The organism is Pseudomonas sp. B35(2017) (assembly GCF_002113645.1).
Classification (GTDB): Bacteria; Pseudomonadota; Gammaproteobacteria; order Pseudomonadales; family Pseudomonadaceae; genus Aquipseudomonas; species Aquipseudomonas ekonensis.
In genome coordinates, this window is the sequence record NZ_NEIZ01000010.1 from 1 (window position 1) to 17,767 (window position 17,767).

The window sequence follows — 17,767 nt, forward strand, 5'->3', positions numbered from 1 at the left end:
GCAAACTGGCCCGGATCGTATTCGCCCTGCTCAAAGGGCAAAGCGAATATGAACCAAAAGCAGGCTGAGGGCTTTGCCTCAACCATAGAATCTCCCACAGGGTTCTGCGGTGACCACAGCCCCCCCGCATTCACCCGAAACTCCAGGAGCCAGCCTGCTGGCGATGGCGTCAGTCAGGGCGCAGCCGCAGCTCACTGCCCAAGCGGCTTGGACGCAATCGCCTTCTCGATCGCCGCCAGGAACTCAGGATCATCCGGCTTGGTCAGGCTGGAGAAATTGGCGATCACCTTGCCCTGGCGGTCGACGACGTACTTGTAGAAATTCCACTTCGGCGCACTGCTCTGCTTGGCCAGCACCTGGAACAGGTGGGTGGCGCCGTCGCCGCGAACCTTCTGCGGTTCGGTCATGGTGAAGGTCACGCCGTAGTTGGCGTAGCAGACCTTGGCGGTCTCGGCGCTGTCCTTGGACTCCTGCTTGAAGTCGTTGGACGGCACGCCGAGCATCTCCAGGCCCTGCGCCTTGTAGCGTTGATTGAGGGCTTCAAGGCCTTCGAACTGCGGGGCAAACCCGCAAAAGCTGGCGGTGTTGATCACCACCAGCGGTTTGTCGGCATAGCGTTGGCACAGGTCGATGGACTCCTTGGCCCGCAGCTTGGGCAAGGAGCCTTGCAGCAGGTCCGGGCAGTCCGCCGCCCGAACCACTCCGGTCAACGCCATCAGCAACGCAGGAACAGCACACCAGCGCATCAGCATGTCGGGCTTCCTCGGGCAGTCGTCAGACCCCGACGTTACTCGCCCACCAAGCCTCCCCGCAAGCGCTAGCAGACGCTCATGCCCAGCTGCATCAGCGCCAGGCCGCCCCGCAGCCAGCCCCACCACACCAGCGCCAGCAGCGCGGCGCCGAGCGCGATGATGGCGACCTGCGGCCACAGGCGCTTCATGCGGCGCTCATGCCCGCTTGCAGGCGCGCCACAGGGCGCTCGCGCACCGGCCAGTTCAGGGCCGCCGCCAGCAGACTCAAGAGGATCGCCACCTGCCAGATCAAGTCATAGCTCCCGGTACGGTCATACACCACCCCGCCCAGCCAGCCGCCTAGGAACGAGCCGAGCTGATGGAACAGGAACACGATGCCGCCCAGCATGGACAGGTTGCGCACGCCGAACAAGGTCGCCACCGTACCGTTGGTCAACGGCACCGTCGACAGCCACAGGAAGCCCATCGCCATGCCGAACAGGTAGGCCGACGTGGTGGTGACCGGCAGCCACAGGAACAGCACGATCACCACCGCGCGCAACAGATAGAGCACGGTGAGCAGGCGCGGCTTGGACATGCGCCCGCCGAGCCAACCGGCGGTGTAAGTGCCGAAGATGTTGAACAAGCCGATCAGCGCCAGCACCGTGGTGCCGACGGTGGCCGGCAAATGCTGATCCACCAGGTAGGCCGGCAGGTGCACACCGATGAACACCACCTGGAAACCGCAGACGAAGAAGCCGAACGCCAGCAACCAGAACCCAGAGTGCGAACAGGCTTCGCGCAGGGCTTCGGACAGCGTCTGCTCATGGCCGTGAACCGGCAGCGGCTTGTCCTTGAGCATGGCCACCAGCGGCACGATCATCGCCACCAGCAGGCCCAGCGCCAGCAAGGCCGCCGACCAGCCCAGCCAGCCGATCAGCCCGAGGGTGCCGGGCAGCATGGCGAACTGGCCGAAAGAGCCTGCGGCACTGGCGATGCCCATGCCCATGCTGCGTTTTTCCGGCGGCACGGCCCGGCCGACCACGCCGAGGATCACCGAGAACGAGGTGCCGGACAGGCCGATGCCGATCAGCAGCCCCGCGCTCAGCGACAGGCTCAGCGCCGAGTCGGACAGCCCCATGCACACCAGACCGACCGCGTAGAGCACGCCGCCGACCAGCACCACCTTCGCCGCACCGAAGCGGTCGGCCAGCGCACCGGTGAACGGTTGCGCCAGGCCCCAGATCAGGTTCTGCAAGGCGATGGCGAAGGCGAACACCTCACGTCCCCAGCCGAACTGGGCGCTCATCGGCGACAGGAACAGGCCGAAGCCATGCCGCACGCCCAACGACAACGCCAGAATCAGCGCACTCCCCAGCAACACCCAACCGCACGCACGCCACATCGAACTCATTGTTGTTCTCCAGTCACGGGTATATACCCGCTTAAAGTCGGAAAAACCGGCGTCACGCCAGTTCGTCCAGCAGTCTCAGCAAGGTTTCACGCTTCTCGGCGCCCAGTCGGTCGATCAACCGCTGCTGCGCCGCTTCCCAGGCCGGCAGCGCCGCCGCCAGCCGCTGCGCACCGGTGTCGGTGAGCTTGACGATACGGTTGCGCATGTCTTCGCCCTCGGTGAGCGCCACCAGGCCCTCGCCCTCCAGCACCCGCAGGTTGCGGCCCAGGGTGCTGCGGTCCAGGCCCATGGCCTCGGCCAGTTCGGAGATGCTCGGTTGATCCAGCCGCTGCAGGTTGCAGAGCAGAGAATACTGGGCAACGTTGATCCCGAAGCCGTCGAGGGCGCCGTCGTAATGCCTGCTGACGCCACGGGCGGCGCGACGCAGGTTGGTGCACAAACATTGGGAAGGAAGCATGATGCGTGTATATACCCGCGACTCTGTTAAATCAAGTTACATGTGGTTTTGTTCAACAACATTTCCGATGGCCGCGAAGGGGCCGATCGATCCGGTGCGGAGGCTTCAGGCCAGCGCCAACCCCACCAGCACCGCCATCTCCGTCAATTCCAGCAACGCCCCGGCCGTATCGCCCGTGGTGCCGCCCAGCCGCCGCACCATCAAGCGCCGCACCCAGACGAACACCCCGACCGCCACCAGCAGCGCCACAGCGCCCTCAAGCCCGGCCACTGCCACGCACGCCAGCGCGCAGGCCGCCAACACCCACCACCCGGCCCTGCGCGGCAGGTAATCGGCCAACGCCTGACCCAGGCCGCCGGCACGCACATAAGGCGTGGTCAGAAACAGCCCCAGCAACGCAGCACGCCCGATCAGCGGGACGATGATCAGCACCAAGCCCTGCTCCTGCCCGATCACCGCCAGCAGCGCAGCGAACTTGAGCAGCAACACCAGCACCAGCGTCACCACGGCGATGGGCCCGCTGCGCGGATCCTTCATGATCGTCAGCGTGCGCTCCCGGTCGCCGAAACCGCCCAGCCAGGCGTCGGCGCTGTCCGCCAGCCCGTCGAGGTGCAAGGCGCCGCTGAGCAGCACCCACGCCGTCAGCAGCAACGCACCGTGCAACAGCGGCGGCGCACCGGCCAGCGCCAGGTCCAGCGCCCACAGGATCACGCCGAACAGCAAGCCCACCAACGGATAGAACAGCAGCGAACGGCCCAGCGCCTGAGGCGCCGGCATGCCCGGCAAGCGCACCGGCAGGCTGCTGAGGAATTGCAGGGCGATCCAGAACGGCAGCATGTCAGTCCACTTCCCGAAGCGATCCGTCGGCCTCGACGATCAACGAAAACAAGCCGCCATGACCGACCTCGACGGTAAGCAGTTGTTCACGCGGCAAGCCACGGGCCCTGGCCAGCAGCAAGCGCATGACGCCGCCATGGGTGACCAGCAGCAGCCGCTCGCCGGCGTGGGCCGCCTGCAACCGCGCCACCGCCGCCAGCACCCGCGCCGAAAAATCGCTCACCGGCTCGCCCTGCGGCGGCGTGAATGCGTACGGATCGGCCCAGAACCGCTCCAGCGCCTGGGCATCGGTTTCCATCAGGGCTGCGGCGCTCTGCCCTTCCCAGGCGCCGAAGTGCAGTTCCTGCACAGCCCCGTCCAACGTCAGCGGCAGATCCAGTTGCCCACGCAGCTCTTGCGCGAACCGCGCGCAGCGCTGCAACGGCGAGCTCACCAGGCGATCCCACGGCCCGCGCCCGACCACCGCCGCGCGCATCTGCGCCCAGCCCTTGTCGGTCAGCGCGTCATCCAGGCTGCCGCGCAAGCCGCCGCCCAGCTCGGTTTCACCGTGGCGCAGCAGATCCAGACGCAAGGTCATGCGGGGCGATCCGCCACAGCCGCTTCGGCGAACGTCGCCATCTGCCCGTGCAGGTCGCAAGCCAGGCGCAGCAACGGCACCGCCAGCGCGGCACCGCTGCCCTCGCCCAGACGAAGGCCGAGTTCCAGCAGCGGTTCGGCCTGAAGGGCTTCCAGCACATGCCGGTGGCCCGGCTCGGCGCCGCGATGACCGAACAGCAGCCACTCGCGGCAGGCCGGGTTCACACGGACGGCGACCAGCGCGGCGACGGTGCAGATGAAACCGTCCACCAGCACCGCGACGCCTTCCTGGGCACACGCCAGGTACGCACCGACGAGCGCGGCGATCTCAAAGCCGCCCAGGTTGAACAAGGTCTGCAACGCATCGCCGCGCTGAGCCTTGTGCAAGGCCAACGCCCGCTCGATCACCTGCGCCTTGTGGCTGACGCCCTCGGCGTTCAACCCGGTGCCGGGCCCGGTCAGGTGCGCCACCGGGCAATCGAGCAAGGCGCAGGCCAGCGCACTGGCCGCCGTGGTGTTGCCGATGCCCATTTCGCCGCCGATGAACAGTTGCGTCCCTGCGGCTTTGGCCCGCAGCACACTGTCGCGGCCGGCCTGCAAGGCCTGCTCGCCCTGGGCACGGGTGATCGCCGAAGTTTCGACAAAGTTCGCGGTGCCTGGACCCAAGTTCAAATGACGCACGCCCGGCAGCTCCAGGGCCGGCGTCACCGTCCCCAGGTCCACTACTTCCAACTGCGCATCGAGCCTTCGTGCCAGCACGCTGATCGCCGCACCGCCGCTGACGAAGTTCAGCAGCATCTGCCCGGTGACCTCCTGCGGATAGGCGGAAACCCCTTCGGCCACCACCCCGTGGTCACCGGCGAAGATCGCGATCCACAACCGGTCGAGGCACGGCTTGACCTGCCCCTGCAGCCCGGCCAGCTGCACCGCCACCGCTTCGAGACGGCCGAGGGAACCGGCGGGCTTGGTCAGTTGCTGTTGTCGCGCCGCCGCCTCGGCAACGGTGTCGGCATTCACGGGTCGGCACGGGGCGCACCACCAGGCTTGGGTCATAGGGCAGGTCCTTTCAGAGTCAGGGGCAGGCCGGCGACCGTCAGCACCACACGCTGACAACGTTCGGCCAGGGCTTGATGCAGCCAACCGGCTTCATCGACATAGCGGCGAGTCAATTCGCCCAGCGGCACGACACCCATTCCGGTCTCGTTGCTGACAAAAACGATGTCGCCCGGCAACGTCGCCAGGCAGTCCAGCAGGGCTTCGCGCTCGGCGGCCAGGCGTTCGGCGTCGTCGAGCATCAAAAGGTTGGTGAGCCACAGCGTGAGGCAGTCCACCAGCAGGCAGCGCGCGGCGCCGGCGTTCTCGCGCAGCACGCGGGCCAGCGCCAGCGGCTCTTCGATCAGGCCCCATTCGGCGGGACGGCGGGCGCGGTGATGGGCCACCCGCTCGCTCATTTCACCGTCCAGCGGTTGGCTGGTGGCGATGTAGGTGACGGCCAGGCCGCTGTCGGTGGCGAGTTTTTCCGCCAGGCGGCTTTTGCCGGAGCGGGCGCCGCCGAGGATCAGTTGGAGCATGAGGACATCCTGAACAATGTACGGTGAGGCAACCGGGCCTTTTGCAGGCTCACCCGCGAAAGGCCCGGCACGGGCGAATCAGATCCCACAGAGCTGGCGCAACAACGCGGTATCCAGATGCTTGTCCACCAGGTCCGCCAGCCGTTCGATGTCCCGCTCGCGCAAGCCGTGGTAATCCACCGCCTGCACCTCGCACAGGCCCGCCCAGCGCAGCAGCGCCGCACTGGCCGCCGGCGACTCGAACAGGCCGTGCAGGTAGGTGCCGAACACCTGCCCGTCGGCACTTTGCGCGCCGTCGCAACGGCCATCGTCCAGGTGCACGGCGGCCTGTTCCAGGGCCGGCCCCGTCGTCACGCCGGCATGGATCTCGTAGCCGCTGACCTCGGCGTCTTCCAGCGCCAGGCGTCCACGGACATTGCGCAACTGCTTCTGGGCTTCGAGTTGCGTCTCGAACGCCAGCAACCCCAGCCCGGCGCTGGAGCCCGGCGCGCCTTCCAGGCCCAGCGGATCATGCACCTGCTCGCCGAGCATCTGCAGGCCGCCGCAGATGCCCAGGAGTTTGCCGCCGTAACGCAGGTGCCGACAGATAGCCGCTTCCCAGCCGTTGGCACGCAGATAAGCCAGGTCGCTGCGCACGCTCTTCGAGCCCGGCAGGATGATCAGATCCGCCGGCGGGATCGCCTGGCCGGGGCCGATGAATTGCAGATCCACCTGCGGATGCAGGCGCAGCGGATCGAAATCGGTGTGGTTGCTGATCCGCGGCAACACCGGCACCACCACTTTCAGCACCTGTTCGGCCTTGTCGGCCTGGCGCCGGTCGATGCCGTCTTCGGCTTCCAGGTGCAGGTCCATCACGTAGGGCAACACGCCGACCACCGGTTTGCCGGTGCGCTGCTCCAGCCAGTCAAGGCCCGGCTGCAGCAAGGCCAGGTCGCCCCTGAAGCGGTTGATGATGAAGCCCTTGACCCGCGCCTGCTCGCTGGGCGAGAGCAGCTCCAGCGTGCCGACCAGGTGGGCGAACACGCCGCCGCGGTTGATGTCGGCGATCAGCAGCACCGGGCAGTCCACCGCCTCGGCGAAGCCCATGTTGGCGATGTCGCCGGCCCGCAGGTTGATCTCCGCCGGAGAGCCGGCGCCTTCGACCATCACCAGCGGATACGCAGCGCTGAGCCGTTCGTGGGAGGCCAGCACCGCTTGCATCGCGATGGCTTTGTAGTCGTGGTAGGCCACGGCATTCATGGTGGTGACGGCGCGCCCGTGGATGATCACCTGGGCGCCGGTGTCGCTGTTGGGCTTGAGCAGCACCGGGTTCATGTCAGTGTGCGGCTCAAGGTTCGAAGCCTGCGCCTGCACCGCCTGGGCGCGGCCGATCTCGCCGCCGTCGGCGGTCACTGCGCTGTTGAGCGCCATGTTCTGCGGCTTGAACGGCACCACCGCCACGCCCTGGCGGGTCGCCCAGCGGCACAGCGCGGTCACCAGCGTGCTTTTGCCGGCATCGGAAGTGGTGCCTTGCACCATGAGCGTGGTCATGCCGGTGTATCCATGGGGCGATCCTTGGCGAACGCCTGCAACGCCTGTTCGAGCCGCGCCTCGTCGGCGGCGTCGGCGGGCAGTCCGAATCGCAGGCTGCTGTTGTGGGTGAAGAGGCGCAGCAGGATGCCGCGCCGGGCCATGAACTCATGCAGCGCGGCCGCCTGTTCGGTGATCAGCCACTGGAACAGGGCACAACCGCCCTGCGGCCTGAAGCCGTAGCGCTCCAGCAGCGCGGCCAACCGTTCGCTGGCCTCGTCGCTGCGGATGCGCTGACGGGTGTGGCCTTCGGTGTCCAGCAGGCACGCCTGGCCCAGCACCCGGGTCGGGCCGCTGACCGCCCACGGGCCGACCTGTTCGGCCAACAGCCTGAGCAGCTTGCGCTCGGCCAGCACAAACCCCAGCCGCACCCCGGCGAGGCCGAAGAACTTGCCGAACGAGCGCAGCACGATCAGGCCGACCTGATGGGCATGGGGCGCCAGGCTCAGCTGGGGGGTGTTGTCCATGAACGCTTCATCGACCACCAGCCAGCCGCCCCGCTGGGCCAGCCTGGCGTGCCAGTCGAGCAAGCGCGCCGGGGTCAGGCTCAACCCGGTGGGGTTGTTCGGGTTGACCACCACCAGCACATCGAGGCTGTCGAGAAAGAAATCGACTTCCTGCTCCAGCACCTCCCGCACGATGTAGCCGCTGCGGCGCCAGGCTTCGGCGTGCTCGGCGTAGCAAGGCGACAGCACGCCGACCTTGCCGGCCCGGCGCAGGCGCGGCAGCAACTGGATGGCCATCTGCGAGCCGGCCACCGGCAGCACGTGCGCGGCGCCGTAGTAATCGCAGGCGGCCTGCTCCAGGCCGTCGTCGGTTTCCGGCAACCGGGCCCAGGCCCGCAGCGGAATGTCCGGCACCGCAAACGGCCACGGCGCAAGGCCGGTGGACAGGTCGAGCCACTCCGGCTCGGCGATGCCGTACTCGATCGCCGCCCTGCGCAACCGGCCGCCGTGCTCAAGCATAGAATTCAGCCCCCACGCAAAGGATCAGCAGCCACAACCATACCCCGCGCTGCAACAATTGCCAGCCACGGTCGATGGAATCGGCATCCGCCGGCACGCCCTCGCCCAACTGCGGGCGCTCGTGCAGTTCGCCGTGATAGACCGCAGGGCCGCCCAGCTCCACGCCCAGCGCACCGGCGCCGGCGGCCATGACGGGGCCGGCGTTGGGGCTGTCCCACTTCGGCCCCTGGGTGCGCCAGCACTTGAGGGCCAACCGGGTCTTGCCCAGCAGCGCGTAGGTCAACGCCACCAACCGCGCGGGAATGTAGTTGAGCACATCGTCGATTTTCGCCGCCGCCCAGCCAAAGCGCTCGAAGCGTTCGTTGCGGTAGCCCCACATCGCGTCGAGGGTGTTGCTCAAGCGATAGAGCACCACCCCCGGCGCGCCGGCCACAGCAAACCAGAACAGCGCGGCGAACACGGCATCGCTGCCGTTCTCCAGCACCGATTCGGTGGCGGCGCGGGCGACGGCGGTGCTGTCCAGCTCGCTGGTCTGGCGGCTGACCAGATACCCCACGCGCTTGCGCGCCTCCTCCAGGTCATCGCTGCGCAAGGCCTTGGCCACCGGCTCGACGTGCTCGCCGAGGCTGCGCATGCCGAGGGCGCAATACAGCGCGAGGATCTCCACGATCCAGCCCACGTAAGGCGCCCACGACAGTGCCGTGGCCAGCAGGGTCAACGGCAGCACCACGATCACCCACGCGGTCACGCCATGGCTGCGCCAGCCGCGGCCTGCGGCATTGAAGCGTTGTTCGACGCGCCCGGCGAAACGGCCGAACGCCACCAGCGGATGCCAGCGCTTCGGTTCACCCAGCAGCGCATCCAGCGCCACGGCGGCGACACTCAACAACGCCACACTCATTGATTCACTCCCCATTGGTTTTCGTACAGCAGCTCATCGAGCGGACGCGCCTGCGCCCACCCTTCGAGCACCAGCATCGGCGCCGGATAGAATGTCTTGACCGGCCCCAGGCACAGCACCGCCAACGGCTTGGCCCCCGCCGGCAGGTTGAGCAGGTCGGCCAGGGCCTGGGGCTCGAACAGCGACACCCAGCCCATGCCCAGGCCTTCGGCGCGGGCGGCCAGCCACAGGTTCTGGATCGCACAGGACAGCGACGCCAGGTCCATTTCCGGCAGCGTGCGGCGGCCGAAGATGTGCCGCTCGCGGTCATCCCCCAACGCGGCCACCAGCACTTCGGCGCAGTCGCCGATGCCTTCGACCTTGAGCTTCATGAACTCGTCGCTGCGCTCGCCCAGGGCTTCGGCGGTGCGCACCCGCTCCTCTTCCACCAGCGCCTGGATCCGGCCACGCAACGTGCGGTCGCTGATGCGGATGAAGCGCCACGGCTGCATCAGGCCGACGCTGGGCGCCTGATGGGCGGCCTCCAGCAGGCGGCGCAGCAGTTCGGGCTCGACCGTGCCACCCGTGAAGTGGCGCATGTCGCGGCGCTCGGCGATGGCGCGGTAGACGGCGTCGCGTTCGGCCGGGGTGTAGGCGTTGTCGCTCATGGCCGCTGCACGAGCAGGCTCGCTCCCACTGCGGATCGCGGCTCGTCCGGGACGGCCGCGGCCTGGCGGTCGGGCGCCAGCAACGCGGCGATCGCCGACGGATTGGACGGGAAGTAAAAGTGCACGTAGGACGCGGTCATCCGCCCTTCCCGGTACACCGCCTCGGCACCGCGCCCGCCGTTGGGGCTTTGGCCGCGAGCGATGGGCGCAAGCCCGGTGGTGGTCAGGGAATGGTGGTAGGTGTGGCCGCGCAGCGTGCCTTCCGGCAGGTCGACGGCCTGCAGGGCCAGCGCCGCCAGACGCTTCTGCATCACCGCATCGCCGCTGAGCAGGCCGGCCAGTTCGGCACGGGTGCCGCTGACGTCGGTCAGCGAATCGAGCAGATAGAGCATGCCGCCGCATTCGGCGAGCAACGGTTTGCCGGCGGCATGATGGGCGCGGATCGCCGCCAGCATCGGCGTGTTCTGCGCCAGCGCCTCATGGTGCAGTTCGGGGTAGCCGCCCGGCAGATAGAGGCTGTCGGCATCCGGCAGCGCCGCATCGCGGATCGGCGAGAAGAAGCGCAGCTCGGCCCCCATCGCCCGCAGCAGATCGAGGCTGGCGCCGTAGGTGAAGGCAAACGCCTCGTCCCGGGCGACGGCGATCCGCACGCCTTGCAGCAGGGGTTCGACCTCCAGCGGCTCGGGGGCGGCAAATTCGACCGGCGGCGGCAGCGCGACCTCGCAGCTGTCCGCCAGGGCCTGCGCAGCGGCGTCGAGGCGCAAGTCCAGGTCATTGAGCTCGCTGGCCTGCACCAGGCCGAGGTGACGGCTCGGCAGCTCGATCCCGGTTTCCCGGGACAGCGCGCCGTACCAGCGCAGGCCTTCGGTGAGGCTGCCTTCCAGCAGTTGCGCATGGCGCACGGTGCCGACGCGGTTGGCCAGCACCCCGGCGAACGGCAGGTCCGGCTGATAGCGCGCCAGGCCCAGGGCCAGCGCACCGAAGGTCTGGGCCATGGCGGTGCCGTCGATCACGCCGAGCACCGGCACGCCGAAATGCCGCGCCAGGTCGGCGCTGGACGGCGTGCCGTCGAACAGGCCCATCACGCCTTCGATCAGGATCAGGTCGGCTTCGGCGGCGGCTTCCCACAGCAGGCGGCGGCTTTCCTGCTCGCCGACCATCCACATGTCCAACTGATAGACCGGCGCACCGCTGGCGCGCTCGAGGATCATCGGATCGAGAAAGTCCGGGCCGCACTTGAACACCCGCACCTTGCGCCCGTGATTGCGGTGCAGGCGGGCCAGCGCGGCGGTGACGGTGGTCTTGCCCTGGCCCGAGGCCGGCGCGGCGATCAGCACCGCCGGGCAGTGACGAGGCTGATTCAAAGTTCGACGCCTTTCTGGGCTTTGATGCCGGCCTGGAAGGCGTGCTTGACCATGCCCATTTCGGTGACGGTGTCGGCCATCTCGATCATTTCCGGCTTGGCCGCGCGCCCCGTGACCACCACGTGCTGCATCGGCGGACGGGCCTGCAAGTCGCTGAGCACCTGATCGAGGTCGAGGTAGCCGTGCTTGAGGGCAATGTTCAGTTCGTCGAGCACCACCAGCCCGATGGACGGATCGCGCAGCAACTGACGGGAGACTTCCCACGCGGCTTCGGCGGCGGCGATGTCGCGCTGACGGTCCTGGGTCTCCCAGGTGAAGCCTTCGCCCATCACGTGAAAACGCACCTGCTCGGGGAAGCGGCGCAAGAACAGTTCCTCACCGGTGCTGTTGCGGCCCTTGATGAACTGCACCACGCCGCACTGCATGCCGTGGCCCATGGCGCGGGCGAGCATGCCGAACGCCGAGCTGCTCTTGCCTTTGCCGTTGCCGGTGAGCACCAGCAGCAGGCCGCACTCGTTCGGCGAATTGGCGATGCGTTCGTCGATCACGGCTTTTTTGCGCTGCATGCGCGCCAGGTGGCGCTCGTCACGCTCGGTGGTATCAGTCATGGGGGAGCTCTCCGTTGAGGCTGGGTAACGGCGGGCGGGCACAAGAATAGACGGCGACAAGCCTGGCATCGCCCACCGTGATGCCGTTGGATGGATCAGGCCGGTCTCCGGGCTCATGAGCGGCGCAAGGCCAGGCTGCGCGCCTTCCCGCGTCGTCGGACGCAGTGGCATCAGGCACAGCTTTCACTCATCTACCGTTGCGGGGGCAGCGCCGGGATCGCGGTCGCTCCACTATGGACATGCGACCCTCACCGGCTTCCCTGTTTCACTCTGTCGACAGCCGCCACAGAGCACCTGAAACAAGCCGCGAAGGTTAGAGGGTTGGGGGTGGAGCGTCAAATGAAGCGGGGCTGCGGCGACGAAAAAATGCCGCCGATCAATTAACTGACGCCAATCTTGTGCCACACTGCCATGAGTGATATCAAAGAGCCATGCTTTTTGACTGCAGAGAGCACATCACAATAACAAGGGAGAGCACCATGCAAGGCATGATCATCAGCAATCCGCGGCTGGAATTCCTGCGCCCGGTGCTGGAACGCTGGTTTGACTGTATCGACCGCTACAACGCCGTGCGCGGCGACAACGACACCCCCTATTGGCACGACGAAAAGGCCAATCTGGGCCTGCTCTCCGCCGCCGCGTGGATGGCCGAGCTGGTGACGCTGCGCGACACCGCCACCCGCAAGCAGAACGAGGACGGCGAACGCAACGCCCGCGCCGACCTGTTCCTGGCCGGCACCGACGACCGCGCCTTCATCCAGGCCACCCAGCGCTGGCCTCGGGTCAACAGCCTCAACCTGACCCAGGCACTGCACGACATCACCAGCGACGCCAAGCGCATCAGCTACGCCAGCGACCTCAAGCTCGGCTGCCTGTTCGTCTCGCCGCAAAAGGCCCAGCACAGCGCCAGCCCCGAAGAACTGCAGGACATGGTCGACGACCTGCAGAAGGAACACACCTGCGCCGTGGCCTGGTACTTCCCTTACGCCTACCGCAAATTGCGCAGCGAAGCGGGCAACTACCATCCGGGCATCGCCGTGCTGTTCAAGGAGGCGCGCGGCTGAGCGCTTGAACCATCGGGGTCGCCCATGCCTCTATGATTGGGAATGCATTCATAGGGAAGACAAGCAATGCGCAAGCCCCCGTTCGTTTTCGTCATCGCGGTTGCCGCAGGCCTCGCTGCCTGCGGCGAAACCTCAAGCCTGCAAGTCTCCGACGGCACCGGCCCGTCGCCCAAACTGCCCGAACCGAACAAGACCCTGATCCCGACGGTGAACATCGCTCCGGCGGTGGGCTGGCCGAGCGGCGCCAAACCGACGCCGGCGGCAGGCACCCAAGTGGCGGCGTTCGCCGACAACCTCGACCACCCACGCTGGCTCTACGTGCTGCCCAACGGCGACGTGTTGGTGGCGGAGACCAACGCCCCGCCCAAACCCGATGACAGCAGCGGCCTGAAAGGCTGGATCACCAAAAAGGTCATGGGCCGTGCCGGCGCCGGCGTGCCGAGCGCTAACCGCATCACCCTGCTGCGTGACGCCGATCATGACGGCGTGGCGGAAACCCGCACGGTATTCCTGCAAAACCTCAACTCACCGTTCGGCATGACCCTGGTCGGCAACGACCTGTATGTCGCCGACACCGATCGCCTGCTGCGCTTTCACTACGAACCGGGCGCGACCGACATCAAGTCGCAACCGATCAAGGTCGCGGACCTGCCCGGCGGCACGCTGAACCACCATTGGACGAAGAACGTCATCGCCAGCCAGGACGGCAGCAAGCTCTACGTCACCGTGGGTTCGAACAGCAACGTCGGCGAAAACGGTCTGGATCAGGAACAAGGCCGGGCAGCCATTTGGGAGGTGGACCGCGCCACCGGCAACCATCGCATCTTCGCCTCCGGCATCCGCAACCCCAACGGCCTGGCCTGGGAACCACGGACCGGCGCCCTGTGGACGGCCGTCAACGAGCGCGACGAGATCGGCAGCGACCTGGTGCCGGACTACATCACCTCGGTCAAGGACGGCGGCTTCTATGGCTGGCCGTTCAGCTACTACGGCCAACACGTCGATGTGCGCGTGCAGCCGCAGAACCCGGACCTGGTGGCCAAGGCCATCGCCCCGGACTACGCCGTCGGCCCGCACACCGCCTCGCTGGGCCTGGCCTTCGCCGAAGGCAACCGCCTGCCGGCGGCGTTCAAGGAAGGCGCGTTCATCGGCCAGCACGGCTCGTGGAACCGCAAGCCCCTCAGCGGCTACAAGGTGATCTTCGTGCCGTTCGCGAACGGCAAGCCGAACGGCACGCCGGTGGATGTGCTGACCGGATTCCTCGACAAGGACGAGAACGCCATGGGCCGGCCGGTGGGCGTGGCGGTCGACCGGCAAGGCGGGCTGCTGGTGGCCGACGACGTGGGGAACAAGGTGTGGCGGGTGTCTGCAGCTCAGTGATCCCCTGAGGCCACCCCAAAAACCACTGTAGGAGCGAGCAGGCTCGCTCCTACAGGTTGTCTTGACGACTAAGGGTTGTGCGCCAGGTGCTCCGGCTGCAGGACGCGCTTGGCGCTCAGGTACGCCTTCTGCCAATAGGCCTTGGACAGGCTGTCCAGCTTCACGGTGCCGCCGGTGGCCGGCGCATGGACGAAGCGCCCTTCCCCGACATAGATCCCGGCATGGCTGACCTGGGAGCCGCCGTTGGTGGCGAAGAAAATCAGGTCGCCGGTCTGCAGCCCTTCCTTCCCGACGTTCGGCGCCTGCATCACGATCATCTCCCGCGTGGAGCGCGGCAAGGTGATGCCGGCGGCGTCGCGGTAGACGAAGCCGATCAGACCGCTGCAATCGAAGCCCGAGTCCGGTGTATTGCCGCCCCAGCGATAGGGCGTGCCGACCAGGCCGAGCGCGCGGAACAGCACGTCTTCGGCAGCCGGAGAAAAGCTTTGGGAGGAGCCGAACACGATCGGCGCGCGCACCACCGGCGCGGGTGGCGGTGTGCGACTGGCGCAGCCGCTGAGCAGCGCTGCGAACATCATCAAGGCGAGGCGGGCCGACATCGTCATAAGCAGAACATCCTGATCTGGCTGCGGCTTTCACTGCCGATTCGACAGAAAACAAAACCGCCTGCGTCGGGACGCAGGCGGTTTGCCATCAAAGTAGATCAGAATTCTAGCGGCTACGCGGCAAACTTCAAGTAAGACTTTAACTTCACCTTGTAAAGTTTACGTCTACTGACTGACCGCGACCGTTTGTCGCCACGGACGTGGCGACAAGGAAGGCATCACTTGCGGGCGGTGACCACGGTCGGCGCCATCGCCAAGGCGCGCTTGGCCTCGATGAAGGACTTGCTCCAGTAGCTGTCACCCAGGCTGTCGATGCGCACACCGCCGCTGCGGCGGCTGCTGGAGTGGATGAACTGGTTGTCGCCCAGGTAGATGCCCGCGTGGCTCACACGACCGCGACGGCCGTTGGTGGCGAAGAACAGCAGGTCGCCCGGTTCGAGGTTGCCGCGCGAGACTTGCGGGGCATCCACATTGATCATTTCACGGGTGGAACGGGGCAGGTTCATGCCGGCCTCTTCGCGGAAGAGGTAGCCGATGAAACCGCTGCAATCGAAGCCGGCTTCGGAGGTGCCGCCGAAACGGTAACGGGTACCGATCAGGGACATGCCGCGCTCAAGGATGCTGTCGGCCAGGACCGGCAGCTGATAAGGCTTCTTGCCGTTGAAGTCGGCCAGTTCCTTTTCGGTGTCCAGCTCTTCCTGGTAAATGACGGAAGACTGGGCGGTAGCGGAATTCTTGTACTGCTGTTGCTGCTCTTGAACAGGTGAATGAGCAGCGCAACCGAACAGCAGGGTGACGAGTGCGAGAGGCACGAGGGGTGCGAAGCGCTTTAGCATGGGCACGACCGTGGCTGAAGTTGTAAAGAAGCCGAGACTATGCCCGCTATCGGCCTCATTTGCAAATTCAATCGATCTTTTTGTGACTTCCCGGTTTCTCGTTTACATCTAAGCGCTTAAGCCTATTTGAATCGATACGCAGCCTGAGCAGCGCTCAGGAAAGCGGGTTTTCTGGCGCCTGAAATCTGCCGACCCCGGCTAAAAGCCGCAGCCTTGAAGGCTTTCACCAGCCCAGGGTTTCTTTCAGGAAAGGGATCGTCAGCTTGCGTTGGGCCTGCAGCGAAGCCTGGTCGAGCTGTTCGAGCAGATCGAACAGCGCGCTCATGCTGCGGGTGCCCCGGGTCAGGATGAAATGGCCGACTTCGTCGGTCAGGTGCAGGCCGCGACGGGATGCGCGCAGTTGCAACGCCCGCAGCTTGTCTTCATCGGAAAGGGGGCGCATCTGGAACACCAGCGCCAGGGTCAGGCGGGATTTCAGGTCGGCCAGCTTCACCGGCAGTTCGCGAGGCGAGGTCGAAGCGGCGATCAGCAGGCGCCGGCCACTGTCGCGCAGGCGGTTGAACAGGTGAAACAACGCCTCTTCCCAGTCCGCCTTGCCCGCCACCGCTTGCAGGTCGTCCAGGCAAACCAGTTCGTACTGCTCAAGGTGGTCGAGAATTTCGATGCCGCGATCCATCAGCTCCGCCAGCGGCAGGTAGACCGCCGGCTCCCCCATCTGCTCGAAACGCAGGCAGGCGGCCTGCAACAGATGCGTACGCCCTACCCCGTGCTTGCCCCACAGATAGATCAGGCTTTCGGTCCAACCGGCGTCGGCTTCGCAGAGGCGCTCGACATAGCCGAGTGCAGCGGCATTGGCGCCTGGATAGTAGTTGATGAAGGTGGCATCGTCACGCAGACGCACACCTAGGGGCAGCTGAATCGGTTTCATGCTGACTGAACGGTTCCCGGGGAACCATTAGTGACCTCTGTGTAAAGTGTGCGAAGTTTATACCCGTGAAGCGGAGCGCACAATCCGACAGACCCCAAGCAAAATCAAAGGTTTGCGTTAACACCTTGGTTTCATGGCAGTTTCTCTGGCGGCTGCGCCTGCATGAGCCGGGCCAACCCGGCGATCCGCCGGGCACCCCGCCGCCTGCGTCACAATTCAGGCTCGTCCACGCCGCTGTAGATCTCGGAGTCCTTGTACAGGTCATGGACATGCCGCACCAGCACCATGATCACCGCCGCCACCGGCAACGCCAGGAGCACGCCGGTGAAGCCGAACAACTCGCCGCCGGCCAGGATCGCAAAAATCACCGCCACCGGATGCAGGCCGATCCGGTCGCCCACCAGCAGCGGCGTCAGCACCATCCCCTCCAGCGCCTGGCCGACCATGAACACCGCAACGATGCCGATCATCGGATACAGATCGCCGCCGAACTGGAACAGCCCGGCGATCAGCGCCGAACCGATGCCGATCACGAAGCCCATGTACGGCACGATCGCCGCCAGCCCCGCAATCAGGCCGATCAACAGGCCCAACTCCAGGCCGACGATCATCAGGCCCGCCGCGTAGATCACGCCCAACGCCACCATCACCAGCAACTGACCGCGCACGAACGCGCCCAGCACCTCGTGACACTCGCCAGCCAGCGCCACCATGCGCTCCTCCCGGTCTCGGGGCAGCAGGCTGCGGATCTTGGCCATCATCACGTCCCAGTCCCGCAGCAGGTAGAAGCTCACCACCGGAATCAGCACCAGGTTCGCCAGCCAGCCGATCAACGCCAGACTCGACGCCGTCGCCTGCGTCAGCACCGCACCGACGATGTCGGTGGTCTGCCCGACGTGCTCGCTGATCGCCGCCTTGACCTTGTCGAACTTCCAGAACCCTTCCGCCAGCCCCAGCTTCGCCTGGGCCCACGGCAACGCGGTGTGCTGCAGCCAGTCGAGCATCTGCGGCGCCAGCTCGTACAGTCGCAGCAACTGCCGGGCCAGCATCGGCACCAACACCAGCAACAGCGTGGTCACGATCAGGGTAAAGAGCGCGAACACCGCGATCACGCCCCAGGTGCGGGACAGCCCGATCCGCTCCAGGCGGTCCACCAGCGGGTCGAACAGGTACGCGAGCAGCAACGCCACCAGGAACGGCGTGAGGATGGGGTGCAGCAACCAGACGAACGCACACAACAGGGCCACCCCGCCCAACCAGAACCAACGCCGCGTATCGGCCATGTAAAACTCCATTGCTTTTATATAGGAAAGA

20 protein-coding genes and 1 riboswitch are annotated in these 17,767 nt (G+C 66.4%); of the genes, 2 read left to right on the plus strand and 18 right to left on the minus strand.

Annotated elements, in window-relative coordinates; genetic code table 11:
* Nucleotides 1–191: 191 nt before the first annotated feature.
* The 14 genes from CAG41_RS17290 to cobO all read right to left on the minus strand — a co-directional run bounded on the left by CAG41_RS17290 (nucleotide 192) and on the right by cobO (nucleotide 11,640).
* Nucleotides 192–752 carry a glutathione peroxidase gene (locus tag CAG41_RS17290; RefSeq protein WP_085656326.1) on the minus strand — a complete coding sequence of 187 codons (561 nt, stop codon included), beginning with the start codon at nucleotides 750–752 and terminating at the stop codon, nucleotides 192–194.
* Between the two features lie 65 nt (nucleotides 753–817).
* Nucleotides 818–940 (minus strand): hypothetical protein, encoded by a 123-nt coding sequence (locus CAG41_RS28865; protein WP_256575694.1) that lies wholly within the window; start codon nucleotides 938–940, stop codon nucleotides 818–820.
* The gene (locus tag CAG41_RS17295; protein ID WP_170930047.1) at nucleotides 937–2,136 is read right to left on the minus strand and encodes an MFS transporter; all 1,200 of its coding nucleotides are present in this window, start codon (nucleotides 2,134–2,136) and stop codon (nucleotides 937–939) included. Before CAG41_RS17295 ends, CAG41_RS28865 begins: the two co-directional genes overlap by 4 nt.
* A 61-nt stretch (nucleotides 2,137–2,197) precedes the next feature.
* On the minus strand, nucleotides 2,198–2,602 hold the full coding sequence (locus CAG41_RS17300) for a MarR family winged helix-turn-helix transcriptional regulator (protein ID WP_085577713.1): 405 nt from the start codon (nucleotides 2,600–2,602) through the stop codon (nucleotides 2,198–2,200).
* Between the two features lie 105 nt (nucleotides 2,603–2,707).
* Nucleotides 2,708–3,439: an adenosylcobinamide-GDP ribazoletransferase gene (locus tag CAG41_RS17305; RefSeq protein WP_085707255.1), complete on the minus strand. Its 732-nt coding sequence runs from the start codon at nucleotides 3,437–3,439 to the stop codon at nucleotides 2,708–2,710.
* Between the two features lies 1 nt (nucleotide 3,440).
* Entirely contained in the window at nucleotides 3,441–4,016 is a 576-nt protein-coding gene (gene cobC / locus CAG41_RS17310) for an alpha-ribazole phosphatase family protein (RefSeq protein ID WP_085577715.1), read from the minus strand.
* Nucleotides 4,013–5,068: a nicotinate-nucleotide--dimethylbenzimidazole phosphoribosyltransferase gene (gene cobT / locus CAG41_RS17315; RefSeq protein WP_085631197.1), complete on the minus strand. Its 1,056-nt coding sequence runs from the start codon at nucleotides 5,066–5,068 to the stop codon at nucleotides 4,013–4,015. The genes cobC and cobT overlap by 4 nt, the downstream gene beginning before the upstream one ends.
* Nucleotides 5,065–5,586 carry a bifunctional adenosylcobinamide kinase/adenosylcobinamide-phosphate guanylyltransferase gene (gene cobU, locus CAG41_RS17320; protein WP_085640207.1) on the minus strand — a complete coding sequence of 174 codons (522 nt, stop codon included), beginning with the start codon at nucleotides 5,584–5,586 and terminating at the stop codon, nucleotides 5,065–5,067. Before cobU ends, cobT begins: the two co-directional genes overlap by 4 nt.
* Before the next feature lie 78 nt (nucleotides 5,587–5,664).
* Complete coding sequence (locus CAG41_RS17325) at nucleotides 5,665–7,116, minus strand: cobyric acid synthase (protein ID WP_085631193.1); 1,452 nt, start codon at nucleotides 7,114–7,116, stop codon at nucleotides 5,665–5,667.
* On the minus strand, nucleotides 7,113–8,120 hold the full coding sequence (gene cobD, locus CAG41_RS17330) for a threonine-phosphate decarboxylase CobD (RefSeq protein ID WP_085631191.1): 1,008 nt from the start codon (nucleotides 8,118–8,120) through the stop codon (nucleotides 7,113–7,115). Before cobD ends, CAG41_RS17325 begins: the two co-directional genes overlap by 4 nt.
* Nucleotides 8,113–9,021 carry an adenosylcobinamide-phosphate synthase CbiB gene (gene cbiB / locus CAG41_RS17335; protein WP_085707256.1) on the minus strand — a complete coding sequence of 303 codons (909 nt, stop codon included), beginning with the start codon at nucleotides 9,019–9,021 and terminating at the stop codon, nucleotides 8,113–8,115. The genes cobD and cbiB overlap by 8 nt, the downstream gene beginning before the upstream one ends.
* Complete coding sequence (gene bluB, locus CAG41_RS17340) at nucleotides 9,018–9,668, minus strand: 5,6-dimethylbenzimidazole synthase (protein ID WP_085631189.1); 651 nt, start codon at nucleotides 9,666–9,668, stop codon at nucleotides 9,018–9,020. The genes cbiB and bluB overlap by 4 nt, the downstream gene beginning before the upstream one ends.
* Nucleotides 9,665–11,032 carry a cobyrinate a,c-diamide synthase gene (locus tag CAG41_RS17345; RefSeq protein WP_085707257.1) on the minus strand — a complete coding sequence of 456 codons (1,368 nt, stop codon included), beginning with the start codon at nucleotides 11,030–11,032 and terminating at the stop codon, nucleotides 9,665–9,667. The genes bluB and CAG41_RS17345 overlap by 4 nt, the downstream gene beginning before the upstream one ends.
* A complete protein-coding gene (gene cobO, locus CAG41_RS17350; protein WP_085577723.1) occupies nucleotides 11,029–11,640 on the minus strand; it encodes a cob(I)yrinic acid a,c-diamide adenosyltransferase in 612 nt (203 codons plus the stop codon). Before cobO ends, CAG41_RS17345 begins: the two co-directional genes overlap by 4 nt.
* Before the next feature lie 80 nt (nucleotides 11,641–11,720).
* Nucleotides 11,721–11,953, minus strand: a riboswitch (cobalamin riboswitch).
* A gap of 166 nt (nucleotides 11,954–12,119) precedes the next feature.
* On the opposite strand from cobO, the gene CAG41_RS17355 reads away from it, so the two are divergent.
* Complete coding sequence (locus tag CAG41_RS17355) at nucleotides 12,120–12,704, plus strand: hypothetical protein (RefSeq protein WP_085577724.1); 585 nt, start codon at nucleotides 12,120–12,122, stop codon at nucleotides 12,702–12,704.
* Between the two features lie 66 nt (nucleotides 12,705–12,770).
* On the plus strand, nucleotides 12,771–14,084 hold the full coding sequence (locus CAG41_RS17360) for a sorbosone dehydrogenase family protein (protein WP_085707258.1): 1,314 nt from the start codon (nucleotides 12,771–12,773) through the stop codon (nucleotides 14,082–14,084).
* Between the two features lie 68 nt (nucleotides 14,085–14,152).
* Here the strand turns inward: CAG41_RS17360 and CAG41_RS17365 are convergent, their stop codons facing one another.
* From CAG41_RS17365 to CAG41_RS17380, 4 genes are all read right to left on the minus strand, one after another.
* Nucleotides 14,153–14,689 carry a C40 family peptidase gene (locus CAG41_RS17365; protein ID WP_085640220.1) on the minus strand — a complete coding sequence of 179 codons (537 nt, stop codon included), beginning with the start codon at nucleotides 14,687–14,689 and terminating at the stop codon, nucleotides 14,153–14,155.
* A gap of 218 nt (nucleotides 14,690–14,907) precedes the next feature.
* Nucleotides 14,908–15,525: a C40 family peptidase gene (locus CAG41_RS17370; protein ID WP_085577727.1), complete on the minus strand. Its 618-nt coding sequence runs from the start codon at nucleotides 15,523–15,525 to the stop codon at nucleotides 14,908–14,910.
* Nucleotides 15,526–15,748: 223 nt separating this feature from the next.
* On the minus strand, nucleotides 15,749–16,453 hold the full coding sequence (gene hda, locus CAG41_RS17375; RefSeq protein WP_085577728.1) for a DnaA regulatory inactivator Hda: 705 nt from the start codon (nucleotides 16,451–16,453) through the stop codon (nucleotides 15,749–15,751).
* 209 nt (nucleotides 16,454–16,662) lie between these two features.
* Nucleotides 16,663–17,736, minus strand: a complete 1,074-nt coding sequence (locus CAG41_RS17380) for an AI-2E family transporter (RefSeq protein WP_085577729.1) — start codon at nucleotides 17,734–17,736, stop codon at nucleotides 16,663–16,665.
* Nucleotides 17,737–17,767: the final 31 nt, after the last annotated feature.

Excerpts from the sequence above, each read along its gene's own strand:
- CAG41_RS17290 (WP_085656326.1), bottom strand. The coding sequence starts at position 752 with ATGCTGATGCGCTGGTGTGCTGTTCCTGCGTTGCTGATGGCGTTGACC.
- CAG41_RS28865 (WP_256575694.1), bottom strand. The coding sequence starts at position 940 with ATGAAGCGCCTGTGGCCGCAGGTCGCCATCATCGCGCTCGGCGCCGCG.
- CAG41_RS17295 (WP_170930047.1), bottom strand. The coding sequence starts at position 2,136 with ATGTGGCGTGCGTGCGGTTGGGTGTTGCTGGGGAGTGCGCTGATTCTG.
- CAG41_RS17300 (WP_085577713.1), bottom strand. The coding sequence starts at position 2,602 with ATGCTTCCTTCCCAATGTTTGTGCACCAACCTGCGTCGCGCCGCCCGT.
- CAG41_RS17305 (WP_085707255.1), bottom strand. The coding sequence starts at position 3,439 with ATGCTGCCGTTCTGGATCGCCCTGCAATTCCTCAGCAGCCTGCCGGTG.
- cobC (WP_085577715.1), bottom strand. The coding sequence starts at position 4,016 with ATGACCTTGCGTCTGGATCTGCTGCGCCACGGTGAAACCGAGCTGGGC.
- cobT (WP_085631197.1), bottom strand. The coding sequence starts at position 5,068 with ATGACCCAAGCCTGGTGGTGCGCCCCGTGCCGACCCGTGAATGCCGAC.
- cobU (WP_085640207.1), bottom strand. The coding sequence starts at position 5,586 with ATGCTCCAACTGATCCTCGGCGGCGCCCGCTCCGGCAAAAGCCGCCTG.
- CAG41_RS17325 (WP_085631193.1), bottom strand. The coding sequence starts at position 7,116 with ATGACCACGCTCATGGTGCAAGGCACCACTTCCGATGCCGGCAAAAGC.
- cobD (WP_085631191.1), bottom strand. The coding sequence starts at position 8,120 with ATGCTTGAGCACGGCGGCCGGTTGCGCAGGGCGGCGATCGAGTACGGC.
- cbiB (WP_085707256.1), bottom strand. The coding sequence starts at position 9,021 with ATGAGTGTGGCGTTGTTGAGTGTCGCCGCCGTGGCGCTGGATGCGCTG.
- bluB (WP_085631189.1), bottom strand. The coding sequence starts at position 9,668 with ATGAGCGACAACGCCTACACCCCGGCCGAACGCGACGCCGTCTACCGC.
- cobO (WP_085577723.1), bottom strand. The coding sequence starts at position 11,640 with ATGACTGATACCACCGAGCGTGACGAGCGCCACCTGGCGCGCATGCAG.
- CAG41_RS17355 (WP_085577724.1), top strand. The coding sequence starts at position 12,120 with ATGCAAGGCATGATCATCAGCAATCCGCGGCTGGAATTCCTGCGCCCG.
- CAG41_RS17360 (WP_085707258.1), top strand. The coding sequence starts at position 12,771 with ATGCGCAAGCCCCCGTTCGTTTTCGTCATCGCGGTTGCCGCAGGCCTC.
- CAG41_RS17365 (WP_085640220.1), bottom strand. The coding sequence starts at position 14,689 with ATGACGATGTCGGCCCGCCTCGCCTTGATGATGTTCGCAGCGCTGCTC.
- CAG41_RS17370 (WP_085577727.1), bottom strand. The coding sequence starts at position 15,525 with ATGCTAAAGCGCTTCGCACCCCTCGTGCCTCTCGCACTCGTCACCCTG.
- hda (WP_085577728.1), bottom strand. The coding sequence starts at position 16,453 with ATGAAACCGATTCAGCTGCCCCTAGGTGTGCGTCTGCGTGACGATGCC.
- CAG41_RS17380 (WP_085577729.1), bottom strand. The coding sequence starts at position 17,736 with ATGGCCGATACGCGGCGTTGGTTCTGGTTGGGCGGGGTGGCCCTGTTG.